This window comes from Mesorhizobium sp. M8A.F.Ca.ET.181.01.1.1 (assembly GCF_004792025.1).
In the GTDB taxonomy this organism is placed as follows: domain Bacteria; phylum Pseudomonadota; class Alphaproteobacteria; order Rhizobiales; family Rhizobiaceae; genus Mesorhizobium.
Map to the genome: position 1 here is coordinate 212,979 of NZ_SRTV01000001.1, position 18,022 is coordinate 231,000.

Below are 18,022 nucleotides of genomic sequence, written 5' to 3' on the forward strand. Positions count from 1 at the left end.
AACAATGACGAAACGTTCCGACATCGATCTTCTGCGCGATCAATCCGGCGACATCTGGAATGTCGCGGTGGACGAATACGCGCAAGGCTTTCTCAAGCGCCGCGACCTGCTGAAATACGCGGCACTCCTCGGCCTCACCGGCTTTGCCGCCTCGCAGGGGCTGTTCACGCCAGGCGCGGCGCGCGCGGCGACTGCCGGCGGCACGGTGCGCGTCGGCCTCGGCCAGCCGACCAAGGCGATCGATCCCGTCACCATCACCGATCCGGCCAGCATCGGCGTGATCAGCCAGGTCGGCGAGTATCTGATCCTCGACGATCCCAAGGACGGGCTGCAGCCGAAGCTTGCCTTGTCGTGGGAAGCCGACGAGACCGCCAAGCGCTGGACCTTCAAGCTGAGGCCAGGCGTCAAATTCCACGACGGCCGCACCGTGACCGCCAAGGATGTGGTTGCAAGCTTCGAACGGCTTGTCGACCCGGCCAGCGGCTCCTCGGCCTTGTCGGCCTATAAGGGCATCCTCTCCAAGGGCGGCGCCAAGGTCGTCGACGATGAAACGGTCGCCTTCGATCTCGACCAGTCCAACAGCAACTTCCCGTTCTATGTCTCCTCCGACGTCTACAACGCCGTCATCGTGCCGGCCGACTATGCCGGCGATTTCGAGAAGACCTTCAACGGCACCGGCCCGTTCAAGCTGGAGTCCTTCCGCCCCAAGCAGGGCGCCAGCTTCGTGCGCAACCCCGACTATTGGGGCGACAAGGCGCTGCCCGACCGCGTCGAGATCAAGTTCTTCGACGACGAACAGGCGCAGGTTCTGGCGCTGCAGGCCGGCCAGCTCGACGTCATCCCGAGCACCACGCGGCTGGAGCTGGCGATCGAGGGCAACCCCAACTTCAAGCTGCTCAGCGTGCAGGCAAGTTCGCATGATCCGGCGCATCTCAGAACCGACCAGGCGCCGTTCACCGACAAGCGCATCCGCCGCGCGCTGGCGCTGACCATCGACCGCGAGGCCGTGGTCAAGGGCCTGCTCAAGGGCCGCGCCATCGTCGGCAACGACACGCCCTTCGCGCCGATCTTCCCCTCGGCCGATCCGTCTGTGCCGCAGCGCAAGCAGGACATCGCCGAGGCCAAGCGCCTGCTTGGCGAGGCCGGCGTGCCCAATGGGTTCGAAGTGACGCTGACCACCGAGCGCGCCTATGACATTCCCGATTATGCGGTGATCATCCAGAATTTCGCGAAAAAGGCCGGTATCGACATCAAGCTTAACGTGCTGCCGCAGGATGCCTATTACGGCTCGGCGACATTCGGTTCTTCGCCGTGGCTGGACTCCAATCTCGGCATCACCGATTTCGGCCATCGCGGCACGCCCGACATCTTCCTCAACGCGACGCTGAAGAGTTCGGGCGCCTGGAACGCGGCGCATTTCAACAATGCGGACTATGATGCGCTGCTCATCGACTACGGCAAGGCGCGCGACCTGCAGGCGCAGCGGCTCGCCGCCGGCAAGATCCAGACGCTGCTACTCGACGAGACGCCGCTGATCATCAGCTATTTCTCGCAATACAGCCGCATCGTTTCCTCCAAGGTCGAGGGCGTGCGCTTCACCGCCATCTCGCATCTGCTGCTCGACAAGGTGTCGTTCGTGTGATCGCCTCGATGGCGGTCGTCAGGCCCCTGGCGGCGCGCGCGGGTTCGCTGCTTCTGACGCTGTGGCTGGTCAGCGCGCTGGTCTTCCTCGCCGGGCAGGTGCTGCCCGGCGATGTCGGCCGCGTCATGCTCGGCCCGTTCGCCGATGCGCAGGCGGTCGCCGAACTGAACCGCAAGCTCGGCACCGACCAGCCGATCCTTGCGCAATACTGGCACTGGTTCAGCCGGGCGATATCGGGGGATTTCGGCCAGTCGCTGTCGATGCGCGCGCCGGTGGCGCCGTTCGTGCTGGAGAGCATCAGGAACTCCGCCGCACTCGCCGGCGTCGTGCTGTTGTTTCTCGTGCCGATCGGCATCGGCGCCGGCGTCGCCGCCGGCCTGCGCCCGGGGAGCCTTGTCGACCGGCTGATCGTGCTCACCGGCGTCTCGCTCTCGATCGTGCCGGACTTCGTCTCCGGCCTTTTGCTGCTGATGGTCTTCGGCCTGTGGCTGGCCTGGTTTCCGATCACGGGCGCGGCGCCGCAAGCCTCCGGCTTCTGGAGGACCAGCTACTACCTCATCCTGCCGGCGCTGCCGCTGGTGCTGAATCTGATCGGCTATGTCGCGCGCATGACCAGGGCAGGGGTGATCGAGGCGCGTGGCGCCGACTACACCCGCACCGCCATCCTCAAAGGCTTGAGCCCCTCGCAAGTGCTGTTCAAGCACGTGCTGCGCAATGCGCTGGTGCCGACAGTCGCCGTCATCGCCACGCAGAGCGGCTTCCTGCTCGGCGGCCTGGTGGTGATCGAGGCGCTGTTCGGCATACAGGGGCTCGGCAATCTTGTGTTGAGCGCCGCCAAGGCGCGTGACTTCCCGATGCTCGAGGCCGGCGTGCTGGTGATGGCGGCGATCTTCGTGTCGACGGCCGCGATCGGCGATCTCCTGCAGGCGCTGCTCGATCCGCGCCAGCGCCGCCGGAGCGCGCCATGACCGATCTGGCGCAATCCCCGGCGCGCGGCGACATCAGGCTCTCCTGGATCGGCCGGTTGCGCGGCGTGATGCCCGATGTGGCGCCGTCGACCGCGATCGGTTCGGTGGTGCTGCTGTTCTGGGTCGCCTGCGCGCTGTTCGGCGCGCTGTTCGTGCCGTTCGATCCCTATGCCGAGGATTTCCTGTCGATGATGACGCCGCCCGACGCGGTGCACTGGTTCGGCACCGACCAGCTCGGCCGCGACGTGCTCTCGCGCATCATCGTCGGCTCGCGCGACATCCTTTTGGTGGCGCCGCTGGCGACGCTGGCGGGTGTTGCTTCAGGCAGCGTCATCGGCCTGGTGCTCGGCACCTTTGGCGGCCTGGTCGATGCCGTCGGCGCGCGGCTGCTCGACGCGGTCATGTCGCTGCCCTTCATCGTGCTGGTGACGATGGCGCTGGTGGCGATCGGCCCGTCCAACCTCACCGTCATCGCGGTGATCGGCCTTGCCTATGCGCCGCTGGTGGCGCGCACCGTGCGCACCGCCGCGCGCGAACAGCGCGAGCGCGACTATGTCAGCGCCGCCCGGCTTGCCGGCGAACGGCGGCTGGCGATCATGTTCCTGGAAATCCTGCCCAACGTCCGGGAAACCATCCTGATCGAGCTGATCACCCGGCTCGGCTACGCCTTCTTCTCGATCGCGACGCTGAGCTTCCTCGGCCTCGGCATCCAGCCGCCATCGGCCGACTGGGGGCTGGCGATCGCCGACGGTTACGGCTTCCTCACCGGCGGCAAATGGTGGGTGGTGGTGTTCAATTCGGCGGCGATCATTTCGCTGGTCATGGCCACCAACCTCATCGCGCAAGGCATCGGCGCTTTCGAACAAGGCGACAAATAGGCTGTGGGCGCCATGCAATGGTCGGCTATTCGATCGAATTTCTTTACAACCCGTTAATTCGGCCATGCATCAATAAGCATCTGCTAATTATCGGTGCGCGTGGGGTACGCAATGACCAAAAATCTCGGCAATGCACGCTATGTGCCGCCCAAGGACACGAGCATTTCCTTGTTCAGCAGGGTCGCGCCGGCGCTGTTCCCGCTCGTCGCGGCGGCGTTGGGCTACTTGATCGGGCGGCAGTTCCTCGGCCTATAGGACCATAGACATCAGGCGCCGGTCTCGGCTGTCGCCTCCTCAGCGCCGGCGTCGGCTCGCCTGACGCGATCGCTCGCCAGAAGCACGACAGGGCAGGCGACGGCGGCCAGCACGGCGGTCGCCGTGTCGCCGAAGAACAGCTCTTCGCCCGGCCGCTGGGTGACGCCCATCACCACCATCGCCGCGCCCTTGGCCGCTTCCCTGGCGATCGCCTGGTCGGGCGTGGCGCGCGTTCTGATGGCGGTCTCGACGGCGACGCCATAGCGGTCGGCGAGATCGGCGACATCCTTGAGCACGGCCTCCTCGCGGCGGTGCGAAACCGAGCCTGGCCGGCTGCCCTTGCGGGCCTGCGAGACATAAAGGACTTTGACGCGCGCCCGGTGCGGCCGCGCCAGGGCCAGCGCGAAATCAGCCGCGCGCCGCGCGACCTCGGTGCCGTTGACGGGAACCAGAATGGTCGCGCCGGCGCGCAGCATCGGCATCCTGCCGCTGGATTTGGCGCCATTCAGCACCAGGCAGAGCGGGCCGTCGAAGCCGCTGGTGATATCGTTCAGCGTGCCGCTGAAGGTGCCTTTGCCGGTCAGCGCGTTGTCGAGCCCAACCAGCAGAAGGCCGTAGCCCTTGCGCGCCTCGGCGGCGATCGTTTCGGTGGTGGCTTCAAGCTCGGCGCGGGCCGTGAGATGGATCTTGTCGACGGGCGTGTCCTCGGCCTTGCTGACAGCCCTGGCGCTTCTGGCCGCTCCCCTCTTGACCTGTTTCGAGGCCCGCTCGGGGCCTTTGTCGCGGGCAGGGCCGGGCAATTTGCCGTCCTCGAGGTGGAGCAGCGTGGTCGGCATGCCGGTGCCGCCGCCGACGAGCCCGGCGAGATAGGCGGTGAACTTGCCGACCGGGCTGTCGTCGACGAGCAGCAGCAATCGCTCCAGTTTGGAGACGAAGCCGCGTTCGTCGAGCAGTTCTCGGTCGACGCGCTGCTTTTCGGCATCGCCGACCGGCAGCCGGCCGAGCGCCCAGCGCAGCATTGGCGGCATGGCGAGCGTCGTGATGACGGCCATGGTGACGATCATGGTGAACAGATTGTGGGACAGGATGTTCATCGACAGGCCGATCGAGGCGACGATGACCTCGGTCGAGCCGCGCGCGTTCATGGCGCTGCCGACGGCGATGGCCTCCCTCAGCGACATGCCGGCCAGCCGGCCGCCGAGGAAGGCGCCCGAGAATTTGCCGATGCTGGCGATCAGCACCAGCGCCAGCGTCAGCAGCGCCAGCGTCGGGTCGGCAAGCACGGTGAGGTTTGCGGACAAGCCGGCCATGCCGAAGAACACCGGCATGAACAGCGCCGTGATGACGCCGCGCAGCTGGCCCTCGATGTGGTCGGACAGGATCGGCGATTCCCCGACCAGTATGCCGGCGACGAAGGCGCCGAGCACGGTGTGGACGCCGATCAGATTGGTGATCAGCGCCATCACGCCCATAATGATGATGATGACGGTGACGACGGCATACTCGCTGCGGAAGGAGTCGTTGCTCCAGCGGATCAGGGTGAAGACCAGGCGGCGGCCGATGGTGAAGGAAAACACCATGAACAGCGCCACTTCGACCACCGTGATGATGAGCGGCAGCACCTGCAGGCTGCCATTGGTGGCGATGCCGAAGGTGACGGCGATGATCAGCCAGCCGATCGTGTCCTCGATGATGGCGGAGGAGACAATGACCTGGCCGAGATTGCGGCGCATGAAGTTCATCTCGCGCACCACCATGGCGACGATCTTGACCGAGGAGATCGACAGCGCCGTGCCGAGGAACAGTCCGGCGACGATGCGCTCACCCGGCTCGGGCAGGAGGGAATCCGGCAGCACCTGCGCCAGCGCGAAGCCGCAGACAAAGGGCACGACGACGCCGGTGATCGAGATCGAAAAACAGGCCGCGCCCACCCGCCGCACGAGGCGCAGATCCGTCTCCATCCCGGTAAGCAGGAGAAGCAGCAGGATGCCGAGCTGCGAGACGGCATCGATCATGCTTTTCTGCGCGGGATCGGTGGAGAAGATCAGATGCTGGGCGTCCGGCCATATCCAGCCGAACAGCGACGGCCCGAGCAGGATGCCGCCGATCAGCTGGCCCATGATCGCCGGCTGGCCATAGCGCTGGAAGATTTCGCCGAGGCCACGGCCGACCAGAAGCAGGAGTACGATCTCGGCGACGAATAATCCCTCCGCCGAGCCGCCGATGCCCGAGGCGTGGCCGGCCGGCTGCGCGGCCAGCGCGTGGTTTGCCGGCGCCAGAACGAAAATGGCCAGCGAAAGGGCGGCCGCTGTACCGTGCGGCCTCGTTGCCGATGGATGGATCATGGGTCCCTTCAAGACGCCGCCGCGGACTGACCATCACAACGCGCGGCCGACGTTTGCGTTGCAGCCATCCGTCGCGAGTTGTTGGCGTCCGGCATCGAGGTCAGACGTGGACGTTACCGAAGGAGAGTTCGCCGTCGTCGCCTGGCGTCAGGAAGGCGGCCGCCAGCAGGCCGGCATAGAGGAGGGCAACCACGGCGACGATGGCCGCGCCCGGTATGGGACCGAGCGCCGCCGCGCCGACGGCCTCGCGCATTGTGCCGACAAAGCCGACCGGCACGCCTTGATCGATGAGGCTCGGGGTCGACAGTTTGAGGATCCAGGCGAGCAGCAGGATCAGCATCATGTGCACGTAGTTGCGGCGCAGACGGCGCGCCAGCGCCACGCGCTGCGAAACCAGGAATTTTGGGGTGCGCAGGCTCTCGCCGACGACCAGCAGCCAGTCGGAGGCGAAATCGGGCTGCGGCGAGAAGATCTGCGCGAAATAATGGCGCTCGAACTGGCGCACGCGGGCGCGGTAGACGTCGAAGAAGCGGTAGCGGCGCGCCTCGATCCACAACAAAAGCAGCACCAGCAGCATGGCGAACAGCAGCACGCCGTGATGGGCGCTGGCCGTCGACAGCGACACGGACAGCATCGCCGCGACAACGGTGATCGCCCAATTGCTGGTGCGGTCGAGGCGGTCGCGCCAGCCGGCCATGCGGGCGATCTCGGCGCGATGGAAATGGGACATAACGGTGACCAGTTCGCCTGGCGAAAGCGGTCTGCCGACGGGCGTTGCCGGCGCATCGTTCATGACTTCCTCCCAGCCGACAACGCTTATGAGGCAATGTCGTTCCGGCAGGCGGTCATTCCGGGCCGCCGATCCAGTCGACTAGCAGTGCGACGAGCCCAAAGGCGCCGCCGATGGCGCAGACCGCCGGCCACCCGGCCCGGGCCCAGGCAACACCGGCCAGCAATGAGCCGATGGCGCCGCCGATGAAGAAAATGCCGACGAACAGGCCGTTGAGGCGGCCGCGCGCCTCGGGCCGCAGCAGGTTGATGGCGCGGCGGCCGAGCGTCTGATCGCCGGTAACGCCGATATCGAGCAGCACGGCGCTGATGCCCATCAGCACGAGCGGCGTCCAGGACGTTGCGGACAAGAAGGAGCCGGCCCAGGCCGCCAGCGCCAGCGCGCCGATCAGCACGAGATGACAGAAGATGGTGGCGGATCGCGTCCAGCCCTGATCGCCGGCGCGGCCGAACAAAGGCGTGACCACCGCACCGCCGGCGCCGACCAAAGCGAACAGCGCGATACCGCGCTGGCCAAGGCCGAAGGGTGGCTGCGCGAGGCGCAAGGCGACCGCCGTCCAGAACAGGCTGAACGCCGCCATCACCAGCGCCGCCGTCAGCGCGCGGCGCCGCAGCACCGGCTCCTCGCGCAGCAGATGGAACAGTGAAGCGATCAGCTTGCCATAAGACGATTTCGCCACCGGCCGCCGGCGCGGCAGCGTGAAGGCGAGCACGATGGCGAGCAGCGTCAGGGCGGCGGCGCTGAGGCCGTAGAAGGCGCGCCAGCCCCAGGCGTCGGCGACGAGGCTGGCCAACGGCCGCGCCAGTAGGATGCCGATCATCAGCCCGCTCATCACGTCGCCGATGACGCGGCCTGCCTCGCCGGGCGGGGCCATCGAGGCGGCGATCGGCACCAGAATCTGGATCGCCGAACAGGCGGCGCCGAGCCCGAACAGGACGATCAGCAGCGAGGCGATGGTTGGCGCCAGCGCCGCCACGCCGGCCGCCAATGCCGCCGCGACCAGCATGCGCAGGATCAGGGTGCGGTTCTCGGCGAGGTCGGCCATCGGCACCAGGAAGAACAGGCCGGCGGCATAGCCGAGCAGCGTCACCATGGCGACAAGGCCAACGCTCGCGGCGCCAGCGCCGAGCGACGGGCCGATCAGCCCGACAAGTGTCTGCGGCGCGAACAGATTGGTGACGATGATGCCGGTGGCGGCGGCAAACAGCAGCGTCTGCGGGCCGGTGATGGTTTGAACCGGAAGCCGGCCGGCTGTTTGGCCGTCATTGGTATCGAGCATGAAGTCCTCAATGAAGCTGCATATCGTGCAAGGACTTTATGCCAAAGCTTCATCATGCTACAATTCAATCAATTTGATAATGATTATGCGAGGTGCGCATGAACATCCATGATCTCGAAGCCTTCGTCGCCGTTGTGGAAACCGGCTCGATCGTCGGCGCCTCGGCCAGGCTCAACCTCACCCAGCCGGGTGTCACGCGCCGCATCCAGAACCTCGAGGACGGGCTGGGGACAGCACTTCTCGACCGCCAGTCGAAGCCGCTGAAGCCGACCGCCTCCGGACGCGAGGCCTATGAGCATGGCCGCCGCGTGCTACGTTCGCTGGAGGATTTGAAGGCCGGTGTCTCGCCGCAAGGCGAGGTCAAGGGCGAGTTCCGGCTGGGCATCATGCCCTATCTCTCGGATGCAGCACTTGCGCTGCCGCTCGACAGCCTGCGCGCCGCCTTTCCGCAATTGACGTTGCGCGTCAGTTCGGGCTGGTCGCCAAGGCTGGTGGAGCAGGTGGCGCGCAGCGAGCTCGACGCGGTGGCGGTGTGCCTTGCCGAAGGCCTGGCGCCGCCGGACGAACTGGTCTGCGACGATCTCGGCGCGCAATCGGTGCTGCTGGTCGCGTCCCCCAGCCTTGGCGTGCCGAAACCGGCGAAGCTCGCCGACCTGTCGCGCTTCGCCTGGGTGATGAACGAAAACGGCTGCGGTTTTCGCGCCTTCATAAGGCAGAGTCTCGAGGCCGCCAGGCTGCCGTTCCAGGTCGGGGTGGAGGCGCTCAGCGTCGACCTCAGAATGTCGCTGGTGGCGCGCGGCCACGGCATCGGCATCGTCACCCCGGGCGCCTTCGCCGACAGCCGCTGGCGCGACGCGGTGGAGGTGATCGACTGCCCCGACTTCAAGCCGCAAGTGCGCGCCTGGCTGCTGCACCGTCCGCCGGCCGGGCGGCTGGCGCGTCCGATCGCGCTGTTCCGCGACGCACTGATCGACGGGCTGAAGGTGCCGATGCCGCTGGTGTCGTAGGTGCGCGGGACGTTGAATTTCGCCAGAATTTCTCGAATCCGATCAGGCTGCTGCGCGGAATTGCTCAAGTGCCGATTCCAGGTTCAAACGGTTATGGCTCTTGAGAATCCCTTTGCCTTCGGCAACATGGCTGCCGTGGCCGAGGCACGAAAATGAACAAGCCGATTTCCGCCGCACCGCGCAAACCCGCGCGGAAGTCACCGATGGCGCTGACCGAGGCGCTGGTGGCGCGCACCATGCGCGTTGTCGAGGATGCCGGGCCGACGCCGGGCATGGTCTATATGACTGACCAGGATTATGCGCGGTTTCGCGACGAGATCCTGGCCTCGGCACCGGCCGGGCCGCTGAAACTGTTCGCCTATGGCTCGCTGCTTTGGAAGCCGGCCGGCGAGGTGAGGGGCGGCGAACGGGCGGTGGCGCGGGGCTGGCATCGATCGTTCTGCTTCACCGTACAGCGCTTTCGCGGCACGCTCGAGCGGCCCGGCCTGATGATGGCGCTCGACCGTGGCGGCCAATGCCAGGGCATGGTGTTCGAGATCGCCGAGCCGGTAGCCGAAAATCTGGAGGCGCTGCTGCGCCGCGAAATGACCATCCTGCCCGCCGTCAACGTGCCGCGCTGGCTGCGGGTGAGGACCGAAGGCGGGATGAGCCGGGCGCTCGGCTTCGTCGTCGATCCCGCCAATTCGCGCTATGCCGGCAAGCTCGACAAGCCAGCGGTCGCCGCAACGCTGGCGAGTGCTGTTGGCCATTGGGGCTCGGGCGCGCAATATCTGTTCGAGACGATCCGCCACCTCGACGCCTGCGGCATACGCGACCGCAATCTGTGGCAGCTGCAGGAGCTGGTGGCGCAGGAGATCGGGCGTGGACACGTCATCTAGCCATCACCATCTTCCCGCTTGACGAACATATATCCCTACGGTTATACGTCAACCAATAGCCAACGGGTTATCGATCTCGGATGCCGGACGCTCATGACATGATATTCAGGACGCTCGCCGACCCGACAAGGCGGGCGATCTTCGAACGGCTGTGCCAACAGGGAGAGCAGACGGTCGGGGCGCTGACGATACAGGCCGGCGTCTCGCAGCCGGCGGTGTCGAAGCATCTGGGCGTGCTCAAGCAGGCGGGGCTGGTGCGCGACCGCCATGAAGGCCGCCAGACGCATTACAGCGCGCAGCTTGCCGCGCTGGCGCCGCTGATGGACTGGACGCGTGAGATGGCCGGGTTCTGGGAAAGCCGGTTCGACGACCTCGAGGATTTACTCAAAAGGATGGACCAGTGAACGATAGGGCCCAGGAGACCCGCACTGTCGTCGTCGAGCGGCAGATTTCCCATCCGCCTGAAAAACTCTGGCGCGCGCTGACGCAGCCGCATCTGATGGAGGAATGGCTGATGAAGAACGATTTCAATCCGGTCGTCGGCCATCGCTTCAACATCAGCGCCGATTGGGGCGGCGTGCTGGACTGCGAAGTGCTTGCCGTCGAGCCGCACAGGACGCTGTCCTACACCTGGAACCTGGCGCACCAGGATCCGGCCTTCGATCTCAGGAGCGTGGTGACTTTCACTCTCACCCCGACGCCAACGGGAACCCATCTGCGCATGGAGCAGGCCGGTTTCCGGCCCGACCAGAGACGGGCCTATGGCGGCGCCAAAACCGGTTGGCCGCAATTCCTGGAGAAGCTGGAAGAGCTTCTGGCCCGCACGGACTGAGAGTTCCCGGCCAGGCTGAAAACCACACAGCACTGTCAAAGGGCGGTTCTGCGCCAGCAAAACCCATGGAGAAATGCGATGAAGATCAAACTGACCAGCATCTATGTCGACGATCAGGAAAAGGCGCTCGCCTTCTATACCGGTGTGCTCGGCTTCACCAAGAAGGCCGATTTCGGCAATGGGCCGTTCCGCTGGCTGACGGTCGTCTCGGCCGAAGAGCCGGACGGGACCGAATTGCAGCTGGCGCTGAACGACAATCCGGCGGCCAAAACCTACCAGCAGGCGATCTTCAAGCAGGGCCAGCCGGCGCTGATGCTGTTCACCGACGACATCAAGGGCGATCATGAGCGCATCAAGGCCAATGGCGGTGCCTTCGCCATGGCGCCGACCGCGGTGACCGGCTCAACCATCGCGCAGGTCAACGACGGCTGCGGCAATCTCATCCAGATCACGGAACTGGCGCGCTGGTAAGGCGCCGGGTTTCAACGAATAGTGCAAGAGGAGGCAGAATTGGACTGGAGCAAATGGATACGGCAGGCGCATCGCTGGCTGTCGATGATTTTCACGATCACCGTCGCCGCGAATTTCGCCACCATGGCGTTCGGGCAGCCGCCCGCCTGGGTGATCTATTCGCCGCTCCCGCCGCTCTTCCTTTTGCTGTTCAGCGGCCTCTATATGTTCGTGCTGCCCCATGTCGCGAAAGCGCGCGTCGCGCAGCGCGCCAACGGATAGGAACGGATGGCGAAATCGACCAAACCAGCCGCCAAGGCTGAACCGAAGCTGCTTTCCGGCGGCAACCCGCGGATCGCCAAGGGCCATGGCGATCCGCCGGTGCAGGCCTATATCGCGGCCATGCCGGGCTGGAAGCGCGAGGTCGGCCGACGCCTCGACGCGCTCATCGAGCGCGCCGTGCCCGGCGTGCGGAAGGCCGTCAAATGGAACTCGCCGCTCTATGGCGTCGAAGGCGAGGGCTGGTTCCTCGGCATCCATTGCTTCACGCAATACATCAAGGTGGCTTTCTTTCGCGGCCTAGCGCTGGACCCGGTGCCGCCTGGCGCGTCCAAGAGCGGGGATACGCGCTATCTCGACATCCGCGAGGACGATGCGTTGGACGAGGCGCGGTTCTGCGCCTGGGTGAAGCAGGCCAGCCAATTGCCTGGCGAGCGCATGTAAACGCTCTATTTGTCGGTTCGAAGGAGAAAGATAATGACGACCACGGAAGCGCAGGAGAGCAAATCTCCCTCCGAACTGATCGACGGCAGGATCAGGGAACTGGGCGACTGGCGCGGCGAGATGCTTGGGCGGCTGCGCGCGCTGATCCATCAAGCCGATCCCGATGTGGCCGAGACGTGGAAATGGCGCGGCGTGCCGGTATGGGAGGATGCCGGCATGATCTGCACGGGCGAGACCTACAAGACCGTCGTCAAGCTGACCTTCGCCAAGGGTGCGGCGCTGCCCGATCCGGCGCGGCTGTTCAACTCCAGTCTCGAAGGCAATACGCGCCGCGCCATCGACTTCCAGCAAGGCGAGGAGATCGACGAGGAGGCCTTCAAGGCGCTGGTGCGCGCCGCCGTGGCTTTGAACAAGTCGAAGGCGCGAAGGTAATTCTGCCGCGTGATAGTCATAGCGCGTGACGGTCACCGTCGGCGCTGCCCCTCACTGTCCTGCCGGACGTTCGTCACTCGAAAAGCCAAGCAATTGGCTTTTCGTCCGCTGCGCGGATCGCTCCTCAACTCCCCGTAAACGGGGCGAGAGTGGCTGCCGCAACGCCGCGCATTTTTTTGCAACGCTGATACAGCTTCCCTCTCCCCGTCACTATACGGGGAGAGGATGCCGGCAGGCAGGTGAGGGGCAGCGCCGACGGTCAAAGCTGTAATGGTTTGGTCGCCGCGAGCGATCGGCCCCGTTTACGATCTGGGAAGCTTGATGGTGCTAGATAGCGCCGGATGAAGGCTGGCCTGCCGGGCCGGCCGGGTTTGGATTCGCCGCCATGAACAGCAGCCCGATGCGCATGCCGTGGGTGGACACGGCCAAAGGCCTCTCGATCATCCTCGTGGTCATGATGTACTCGGCCTACAACACCGGCGAGTACACGGGCGGGGTGGGCTTTCTCCACTATGTCATCGGCTTCGCGACGCCGTTTCGCATGCCCGAATTCTTCCTGATCTCCGGACTTTTCCTGTCGCTGGTGATCGACCGGCCATGGCGGCGCTATGTCGACCGGCGCGTCGTCCATTACCTGTATTTCTACGTGCTGTGGGCGATCATCTCGATCGGGCTGAAGATCGGCATCTTCAGCCGGGACCCCGCCGGCATGCTGCACGACCTCGCAATGGCCGTCGTGCAGCCCTATGGCGTGCTGTGGTTCATCTACATGCTGGCGGTGTTCGGCCTTGCCGCGAAACTGCTGCGGCAGTTTGCGGTCCCTGCCTGGATCGTCATCCCGATCGCCGCCTGCCTGCAGATGTGGGCGCCGCATCCCGATAGCTACGCGGTCGAACAATTCGCGGCCTATTTCGTCTTTTTCTACGTCGGCTTCGTCATGGCGCCGCTGGTGTTCAGGCTCGTCGAATGGACGCAGGCCCGCCCGGCGCTGGCCGCCGCCGGGCTGCTCCTGTGGGCTGTTATCAACGGCCTGCTGGTCTATTCGCCGGGTTATGCCATGCAGCCGGTCGGCATGCGGATGGGCCTCGCGGCATGGCCGCCGCTGCATCTCACTTTGGCGGTCGCCGGCGCGGTGGCACTCTGCGTGCTTGGCGGTTTCCTGTCGAAATTCCCGGCCATGGAATGGCTGCGCTGGCTGGGCGAGCACTCGCTGGTCGTCTATGTCGCCTTCACCATCCCGATGTCGCTGTTTCGCGGCGCGGCACTCGCAAGCGGCCTCCTGACCGACACCGGCATGCTCAGCCTGGCGGTGCTGCTGGTCTCGATCATCAGCCCGGTGATCCTCTACTTCATCATACAGCGCATCGGTTTCGGCATGTTCCTGTTCGAGCGGCCAGCCTGGGCGCATGTCGACGACGGCAGCGCCGCGCAAGCTGCGTCGAAAACACCGCTGCCTGCCGCCGCCACCCAGTCAAGCCGGACATAACAAAGCCGCAAGAGGCCCTGCAGCCTGCCTCAGCCGTCCCGCAGCCACACCAGCATCTCGCCGGGCTCGCGGTTGTCCCAGGCGAAATAGGGGATGGCGGTCAGGCGCGTCTCGACCTTGGCCGGCGGTTCGGAGCGATAGAGCCCGTCCTGCCAGCCGTCGCCGGCATCGGCTTGCGCCGTGGCTGCAAGCGTCACCACGCCGCCGAGCAGGTCCGGTTCGTCATGCACCTCGATGCCGGCTGTGCGCGGCAGGGTCAGCCGATGCAGGCTGGTGTCATTGTCGGTCGCCTCGACGCAGTAGATCAGCGGCCCGCGCGACAGCGCGACGCGGCCGGCATCCTGCCTGACCTCGGGATTGGCATAGAGCCGCTCGATCGGCATTTCGAGGTCGAGCCGGACACGGTCGCCTTTTTTCCAGTTGCGGCGGATGGCGGCGTAGCCGTCGCTGGTCACGTCCTCGAGGTCGATCGTCTCGCCGTTGATTTCGAGCCTGGCGGCGGAACTCCAACCCGGCACCCGCAGATGCAGCGTGAACTCCACTGCGGCCTGCGGCTCGACCGTGATCTCGACGGCGCCGTCCCAGGGATAGCGGCTCGCCTGCGTCAGCGTCACCGGCACGCCCGCTATGTTGAAGCGGGCGGTGGAGTCGCCATAGAGGTGCACGGCCAGCGCATCGTCGGCCAGGCTGTAGAAATAACTGCCGATGGAAGCGACCATGCGGCCGATATTGGGCGGGCAGCAGGGGCAGCGGTGCCATTTCCATCTGTTGTGCTTGCCCCGGCTTTCCAGCGGGTTCTCGTAGAAGAACAGCGAGCCGTCGAGCGACAGGCCCGAGATCGAGCCGTTGTAGAGCGCGCGCTCCATCATGTCGGCGTAGCGGGCGTTCGGTCCCATGCCGAGCATGCGGCTGGCCCAGAACACCAGCCCGACCGAGGCGCAGGTCTCGGCATAGGCGGTTTCGTTGGGCAGGTCGTAGTCGCTGGTGAAACCCTCATTGTGCGCCGAGGGACCGAGCCCGCCGGTGATGTAGAGGTTTTTCGTGGTGAGGTCGTCCCACAGCCGGTCGAGCGCCACACGCAGCGTGTCGTCGCCATACTCGGTGGCGATGTCGGCCATGCCAGAGTAGAGGTACATGGCCCTGACCGCATGGCCGACGACCTTGTCCTGCTCGCGCACCGGGATGTGCGACTGGCTGTATTCATAGGTCTTGAAATGATAGGCCTTCGGATCGGCGCCGCGAGCGCGGGCCTCTTCGTCGAAATAATGCGGCTCAAGGCCGCGCTGGTCGATGAAGTATTTGGCCAATTCCATGTACTTCCGCTCGCCGGTCACCCGCGCCAGCTTGACCAGCGCCAGCTCGATCTCCTCATGGCCGCAATAGCCCTTTTTCTTGCCGGGCTCGGGGCCGAGTACCGAGGCGATGTGGTCGGCATAGCGGCACATGATGTCGAGCAGCTTGCGCTTGCCGGTCGCCTGGTAGTAGGCGACCGCGCCCTCGATCAGGTGGCCGGCGCAGTAAAGCTCGTGGCAGTCGCGCAGATTGGTCCAGCGCTTGCCGGGCTGGATGCGCTGGTACCAGCTGGAGAGATAGCCGTCCTCCTGCTGCAGTCTGCCATACATGTCGATGACGGCGTCGATCTTCTTCTCCAGTTCGGGATTCTTGCGCCGGTAGAGCGAATAGGCTGATGTCTCGATCGTCTTGCCGAGATCGGAATCCCAGAACATCTGCGTGGTCACCGTCGAGCCGGTGAAGCCGGGGGAGGCGGCCTCGTCGGGCGACGGCGAATGGAAGGGAATGACGATGCCGGGCGAGGGGCGGTCGGGGTCGATCTGCTCCAGCATGCGCGCCTCCACGCAGCGGTCGTAAAGGATGTCGGCGGTGCGCGTCGCCACCGCCTCGGCACGGTCGCCCCAGAAGCCGCGCACGTCGACCTGCGGCACCGGCAGCGGGCGGAAGGCGAGCCTGGGCCTGGCTGTGGTGGCGGGCCGGGGGGATGGCGATGCTATCATGAACTCACTCCATTCGATCGATTACTTGACGGCCCCGGCCATCAGGCCGCGGATGTAGAAGCGCTGCAAAGCCAGGAACAGGATCAGGCAGGGCACCATCATCACGGTGACGCCCGCCTGCACGGCGCCCCAGTCGATGGCGCCGAAGCGGCCCGACTGAAGCGCGGTCATCATCACCGGCAGCGTGAATTTGGACTGGTCGGTCATCAGCACCAGGGCAGCGAGGAACTCGTTCCAGGCGCCAAGGAAGGCAAACAGCGCGATGGTGACGACGCCAGGCCAGACCAGCGGCAGCATCACCTTTATGAGCATGGTGGCGTTGCCGGCGCCGTCCATGCGAGCGGCCTCCTCGATCTCGCGCGGCACCGCGTCGAAGGCGTTGCGCATCATGAAGATCGAGAACGGCAATTGAAGCGTGACATAGACGCCGACCAGCCCGGTCAGCGTGTTGTGCAGGCCAAGCTTGGTCAGCACCAGGAAGATCGGCGTCAGGATCGACTGGAACGGGATCATGATCGTCGACAGGATGAGGACGAAGAACAGGTCCTTGAACGGAAACCGAAACCGCGAGAAGCCGTAACCGGCGAGCACGCTGACGATGACCGACAATATGACGGTCATCACCGAGACATAGATGCTGTTCTGCGCCGAGACCCACAGGCCGTCGCCAAAGGAATTGAGCGTGGCATAGTTTTCGAGCGAGAAGCCCGTGGTCGGCCAGGGCGGCAGCGGCGGCAGGCGCGCCTCCTGCGCCGGCTTGAAGGCCGACAGCACCGTCCACACGATCGGCGCCACGAACAGCACCGAGGCGATGATGCCGGTGGAGTGCCTGGCGAGGCGGGCGGCGAGCTTGCCTCTGGCTGATATCGCCTGCGCCATCAGTCGAGCCCCTCGGGCTTGCGCAGCAGCCAGAGCTGGACGAGGCTGAGCGCCACCAGGATGACCAGCAGCACCATCGACAGCGCCGCGCCATAGCCGAGCTTGAACGACACGAACGACTGGTTGAAGATCCAGTAGACCGCCGTCAGCGTCTGGTTACGCGGGCCGCCGCGCAGGATGATGTAGAACTGGTCGAAGGCGAGGATCGAGCCGGCCACCGACAGGATCAGCGCCAGCGCCAGCGTGCGCCGCATCAGCGGCAAGGTGATCGCCCGGAACCTTGCGAACGGCCCGGCGCCGTCGATGACGGCCGCCTCCTGCAGGTCCTGCGGGATCGATTGCAGGCCGGTCATCAGGATGATCATGGTGAAGCCGGCGACCTTCCACACCACCATGGCGATGATCGACCAGAAGGCCGGCTGGAAGGTGGCGAGCAGGTTGAACTTCCTGTCGATCAGGCCGAGGTCGTAGGCGGCGGGGCTGAACAGGCCGGAATCGACGTTGAGCAGCCACGACCAGAGCAGGCTCGCCGAGGCGAAGCCGACCACCGCCGGCATGAAGAACATGGTGCGGTAGAGATTGGTGAACGGGCGCGGCCGCTCGATGAAGATCGCCAGCGGAAAGGCGACGGCGAAGATCGCGATGGTGACGACCAGCGTGTAAAAACCGGTGAATTTCAGCGCGTTCCAGAACCTGGTGTCGCGCAGGATTGCCCAGTAATTACCGAGGCCTATGAAGGAATGCTCGCCCATCAGCGGCCAATTGTGCAGCGACATCCACGCCGTCATGCCGAGCGGGATGACGAAGAACAGTATGACCAGCGCGACCGCCGGCGCGACATAGAGCAGGCCGATCCATTGCCGACGCCAGGCGCCGACGAGTTTGCGGGCGCGGGGCGGGGCGGTGGTTGTGATGGTGGTCATGGCTGCGCGCTCGTTCTTCCTTCTCCCCTTGTGGGAGAAGGTGGATCGGCGCGCAGCGCCGAGACGGTTGAGGGGTGCGCCAAGCAATGAGGCAGGTGCGATTTCGAACTTGTTGCCAAGCTGGAGCACCCCTCATCCGACCTCGCTTCGCGAGGCCACCTTCTCCCACAAGGGGAGAAGGGAGAACCAACCCTCCGACGCTCCGAAGCGGAGATGCAACCGAGTCTTCTCAACGCGATAGCC

The 18,022-nt window shown here is 65.4% G+C and carries 19 protein-coding genes; 13 read left to right on the plus strand and 6 right to left on the minus strand.

Features of this window, described 5'->3' with window-relative positions; translation table 11 throughout:
* Positions 1-4: 4 nt before the first annotated feature.
* The 4 genes from EN824_RS00975 to EN824_RS35045 all read left to right on the plus strand — a co-directional run bounded on the left by EN824_RS00975 (position 5) and on the right by EN824_RS35045 (position 3,743).
* On the plus strand, positions 5-1,642 hold the full coding sequence (locus tag EN824_RS00975; RefSeq protein WP_135931709.1) for an ABC transporter substrate-binding protein: 1,638 nt from the start codon (positions 5-7) through the stop codon (positions 1,640-1,642).
* An 8-nt stretch (positions 1,643-1,650) separates the two neighbouring features.
* Entirely contained in the window at positions 1,651-2,610 is a 960-nt protein-coding gene (locus tag EN824_RS00980; protein ID WP_135931710.1) for an ABC transporter permease, read from the plus strand.
* Positions 2,607-3,488, plus strand: a complete 882-nt coding sequence (locus EN824_RS00985; protein ID WP_135931711.1) for an ABC transporter permease — start codon at positions 2,607-2,609, stop codon at positions 3,486-3,488. The genes EN824_RS00980 and EN824_RS00985 overlap by 4 nt, the downstream gene beginning before the upstream one ends.
* Positions 3,489-3,599: 111 nt before the next feature.
* Entirely contained in the window at positions 3,600-3,743 is a 144-nt protein-coding gene (locus tag EN824_RS35045) for a hypothetical protein (RefSeq protein ID WP_167531334.1), read from the plus strand.
* Positions 3,744-3,754: 11 nt separating this feature from the next.
* On the opposite strand, the gene EN824_RS00990 is transcribed toward EN824_RS35045, so the two are convergent.
* The 3 genes from EN824_RS00990 to EN824_RS01000 form a co-directional block, all read right to left on the minus strand.
* Entirely contained in the window at positions 3,755-6,088 is a 2,334-nt protein-coding gene (locus EN824_RS00990) for a cation:proton antiporter (RefSeq protein WP_245520927.1), read from the minus strand.
* A 100-nt stretch (positions 6,089-6,188) separates the two neighbouring features.
* Positions 6,189-6,881 (minus strand): DUF2270 domain-containing protein, encoded by a 693-nt coding sequence (locus EN824_RS00995; protein WP_135867364.1) that lies wholly within the window; start codon positions 6,879-6,881, stop codon positions 6,189-6,191.
* A 52-nt stretch (positions 6,882-6,933) separates the two neighbouring features.
* A complete protein-coding gene (locus EN824_RS01000) occupies positions 6,934-8,157 on the minus strand; it encodes an MFS transporter (RefSeq protein WP_135931712.1) in 1,224 nt (407 codons plus the stop codon).
* A 98-nt stretch (positions 8,158-8,255) separates the two neighbouring features.
* Between EN824_RS01000 and EN824_RS01005 the strand changes: the two genes are divergently transcribed.
* From EN824_RS01005 to EN824_RS01045, 9 genes are all read left to right on the plus strand, one after another.
* A complete protein-coding gene (locus EN824_RS01005; protein ID WP_135931713.1) occupies positions 8,256-9,164 on the plus strand; it encodes a LysR family transcriptional regulator in 909 nt (302 codons plus the stop codon).
* 152 nt (positions 9,165-9,316) lie between these two features.
* The gene (locus EN824_RS01010; RefSeq protein WP_135931714.1) at positions 9,317-10,042 is read left to right on the plus strand and encodes a gamma-glutamylcyclotransferase; all 726 of its coding nucleotides are present in this window, start codon (positions 9,317-9,319) and stop codon (positions 10,040-10,042) included.
* Positions 10,043-10,122: 80 nt separating this feature from the next.
* The gene (locus EN824_RS01015) at positions 10,123-10,446 is read left to right on the plus strand and encodes a metalloregulator ArsR/SmtB family transcription factor (protein WP_127870177.1); all 324 of its coding nucleotides are present in this window, start codon (positions 10,123-10,125) and stop codon (positions 10,444-10,446) included.
* Positions 10,443-10,874, plus strand: coding sequence for an SRPBCC domain-containing protein (locus EN824_RS01020; RefSeq protein ID WP_135931715.1), 432 nt, complete (start codon positions 10,443-10,445; stop codon positions 10,872-10,874). Before EN824_RS01015 ends, EN824_RS01020 begins: the two co-directional genes overlap by 4 nt.
* A gap of 78 nt (positions 10,875-10,952) precedes the next feature.
* A complete protein-coding gene (locus EN824_RS01025; protein WP_135931716.1) occupies positions 10,953-11,345 on the plus strand; it encodes a VOC family protein in 393 nt (130 codons plus the stop codon).
* A gap of 39 nt (positions 11,346-11,384) precedes the next feature.
* Positions 11,385-11,606 carry a hypothetical protein gene (locus EN824_RS01030; RefSeq protein ID WP_135931717.1) on the plus strand — a complete coding sequence of 74 codons (222 nt, stop codon included), beginning with the start codon at positions 11,385-11,387 and terminating at the stop codon, positions 11,604-11,606.
* Positions 11,607-11,612: 6 nt separating this feature from the next.
* Positions 11,613-12,047, plus strand: coding sequence for a DUF1801 domain-containing protein (locus EN824_RS01035; RefSeq protein ID WP_135931718.1), 435 nt, complete (start codon positions 11,613-11,615; stop codon positions 12,045-12,047).
* Between the two features lie 33 nt (positions 12,048-12,080).
* The gene (locus EN824_RS01040; protein WP_135931719.1) at positions 12,081-12,479 is read left to right on the plus strand and encodes a DUF1801 domain-containing protein; all 399 of its coding nucleotides are present in this window, start codon (positions 12,081-12,083) and stop codon (positions 12,477-12,479) included.
* A gap of 385 nt (positions 12,480-12,864) precedes the next feature.
* Positions 12,865-13,965, plus strand: coding sequence for an acyltransferase family protein (locus EN824_RS01045; protein WP_135931720.1), 1,101 nt, complete (start codon positions 12,865-12,867; stop codon positions 13,963-13,965).
* A gap of 29 nt (positions 13,966-13,994) precedes the next feature.
* Here EN824_RS01045 and EN824_RS01050 read toward each other — a convergent pair whose 3' ends face one another.
* Genes EN824_RS01050 through EN824_RS01060 form a run of 3 tightly spaced genes read right to left on the minus strand, consistent with a single transcriptional unit; the run spans position 13,995 to position 17,779 of the window.
* Entirely contained in the window at positions 13,995-15,977 is a 1,983-nt protein-coding gene (locus EN824_RS01050) for a glycoside hydrolase family 127 protein (RefSeq protein WP_135931721.1), read from the minus strand.
* A gap of 21 nt (positions 15,978-15,998) precedes the next feature.
* Complete coding sequence (locus tag EN824_RS01055) at positions 15,999-16,856, minus strand: carbohydrate ABC transporter permease (RefSeq protein WP_135931722.1); 858 nt, start codon at positions 16,854-16,856, stop codon at positions 15,999-16,001.
* Positions 16,856-17,779, minus strand: a complete 924-nt coding sequence (locus tag EN824_RS01060) for a sugar ABC transporter permease (protein ID WP_135932105.1) — start codon at positions 17,777-17,779, stop codon at positions 16,856-16,858. Before EN824_RS01060 ends, EN824_RS01055 begins: the two co-directional genes overlap by 1 nt.
* Positions 17,780-18,022: the final 243 nt, after the last annotated feature.

What these genes read in the sequence shown, in the direction of transcription:
- EN824_RS01025 (WP_135931716.1), top strand. Translation starts at nt 10,953, where the DNA reads ATGAAGATCAAACTGACCAGCATCTATGTCGACGATCAGGAAAAGGCG.
- EN824_RS00980 (WP_135931710.1), top strand. Translation starts at nt 1,651, where the DNA reads ATGGCGGTCGTCAGGCCCCTGGCGGCGCGCGCGGGTTCGCTGCTTCTG.
- EN824_RS00995 (WP_135867364.1), bottom strand. Translation starts at nt 6,881, where the DNA reads ATGAACGATGCGCCGGCAACGCCCGTCGGCAGACCGCTTTCGCCAGGC.
- EN824_RS01050 (WP_135931721.1), bottom strand. Translation starts at nt 15,977, where the DNA reads ATGATAGCATCGCCATCCCCCCGGCCCGCCACCACAGCCAGGCCCAGG.
- EN824_RS01005 (WP_135931713.1), top strand. Translation starts at nt 8,256, where the DNA reads ATGAACATCCATGATCTCGAAGCCTTCGTCGCCGTTGTGGAAACCGGC.
- EN824_RS01035 (WP_135931718.1), top strand. Translation starts at nt 11,613, where the DNA reads ATGGCGAAATCGACCAAACCAGCCGCCAAGGCTGAACCGAAGCTGCTT.
- EN824_RS01055 (WP_135931722.1), bottom strand. Translation starts at nt 16,856, where the DNA reads ATGGCGCAGGCGATATCAGCCAGAGGCAAGCTCGCCGCCCGCCTCGCC.
- EN824_RS00990 (WP_245520927.1), bottom strand. Translation starts at nt 6,088, where the DNA reads ATGATCCATCCATCGGCAACGAGGCCGCACGGTACAGCGGCCGCCCTT.
- EN824_RS00985 (WP_135931711.1), top strand. Translation starts at nt 2,607, where the DNA reads ATGACCGATCTGGCGCAATCCCCGGCGCGCGGCGACATCAGGCTCTCC.
- EN824_RS01000 (WP_135931712.1), bottom strand. Translation starts at nt 8,157, where the DNA reads ATGCTCGATACCAATGACGGCCAAACAGCCGGCCGGCTTCCGGTTCAA.
- EN824_RS00975 (WP_135931709.1), top strand. Translation starts at nt 5, where the DNA reads ATGACGAAACGTTCCGACATCGATCTTCTGCGCGATCAATCCGGCGAC.
- EN824_RS01010 (WP_135931714.1), top strand. Translation starts at nt 9,317, where the DNA reads ATGAACAAGCCGATTTCCGCCGCACCGCGCAAACCCGCGCGGAAGTCA.
- EN824_RS01060 (WP_135932105.1), bottom strand. Translation starts at nt 17,779, where the DNA reads ATGACCACCATCACAACCACCGCCCCGCCCCGCGCCCGCAAACTCGTC.
- EN824_RS01045 (WP_135931720.1), top strand. Translation starts at nt 12,865, where the DNA reads ATGAACAGCAGCCCGATGCGCATGCCGTGGGTGGACACGGCCAAAGGC.
- EN824_RS35045 (WP_167531334.1), top strand. Translation starts at nt 3,600, where the DNA reads ATGACCAAAAATCTCGGCAATGCACGCTATGTGCCGCCCAAGGACACG.
- EN824_RS01015 (WP_127870177.1), top strand. Translation starts at nt 10,123, where the DNA reads ATGCCGGACGCTCATGACATGATATTCAGGACGCTCGCCGACCCGACA.
- EN824_RS01040 (WP_135931719.1), top strand. Translation starts at nt 12,081, where the DNA reads ATGACGACCACGGAAGCGCAGGAGAGCAAATCTCCCTCCGAACTGATC.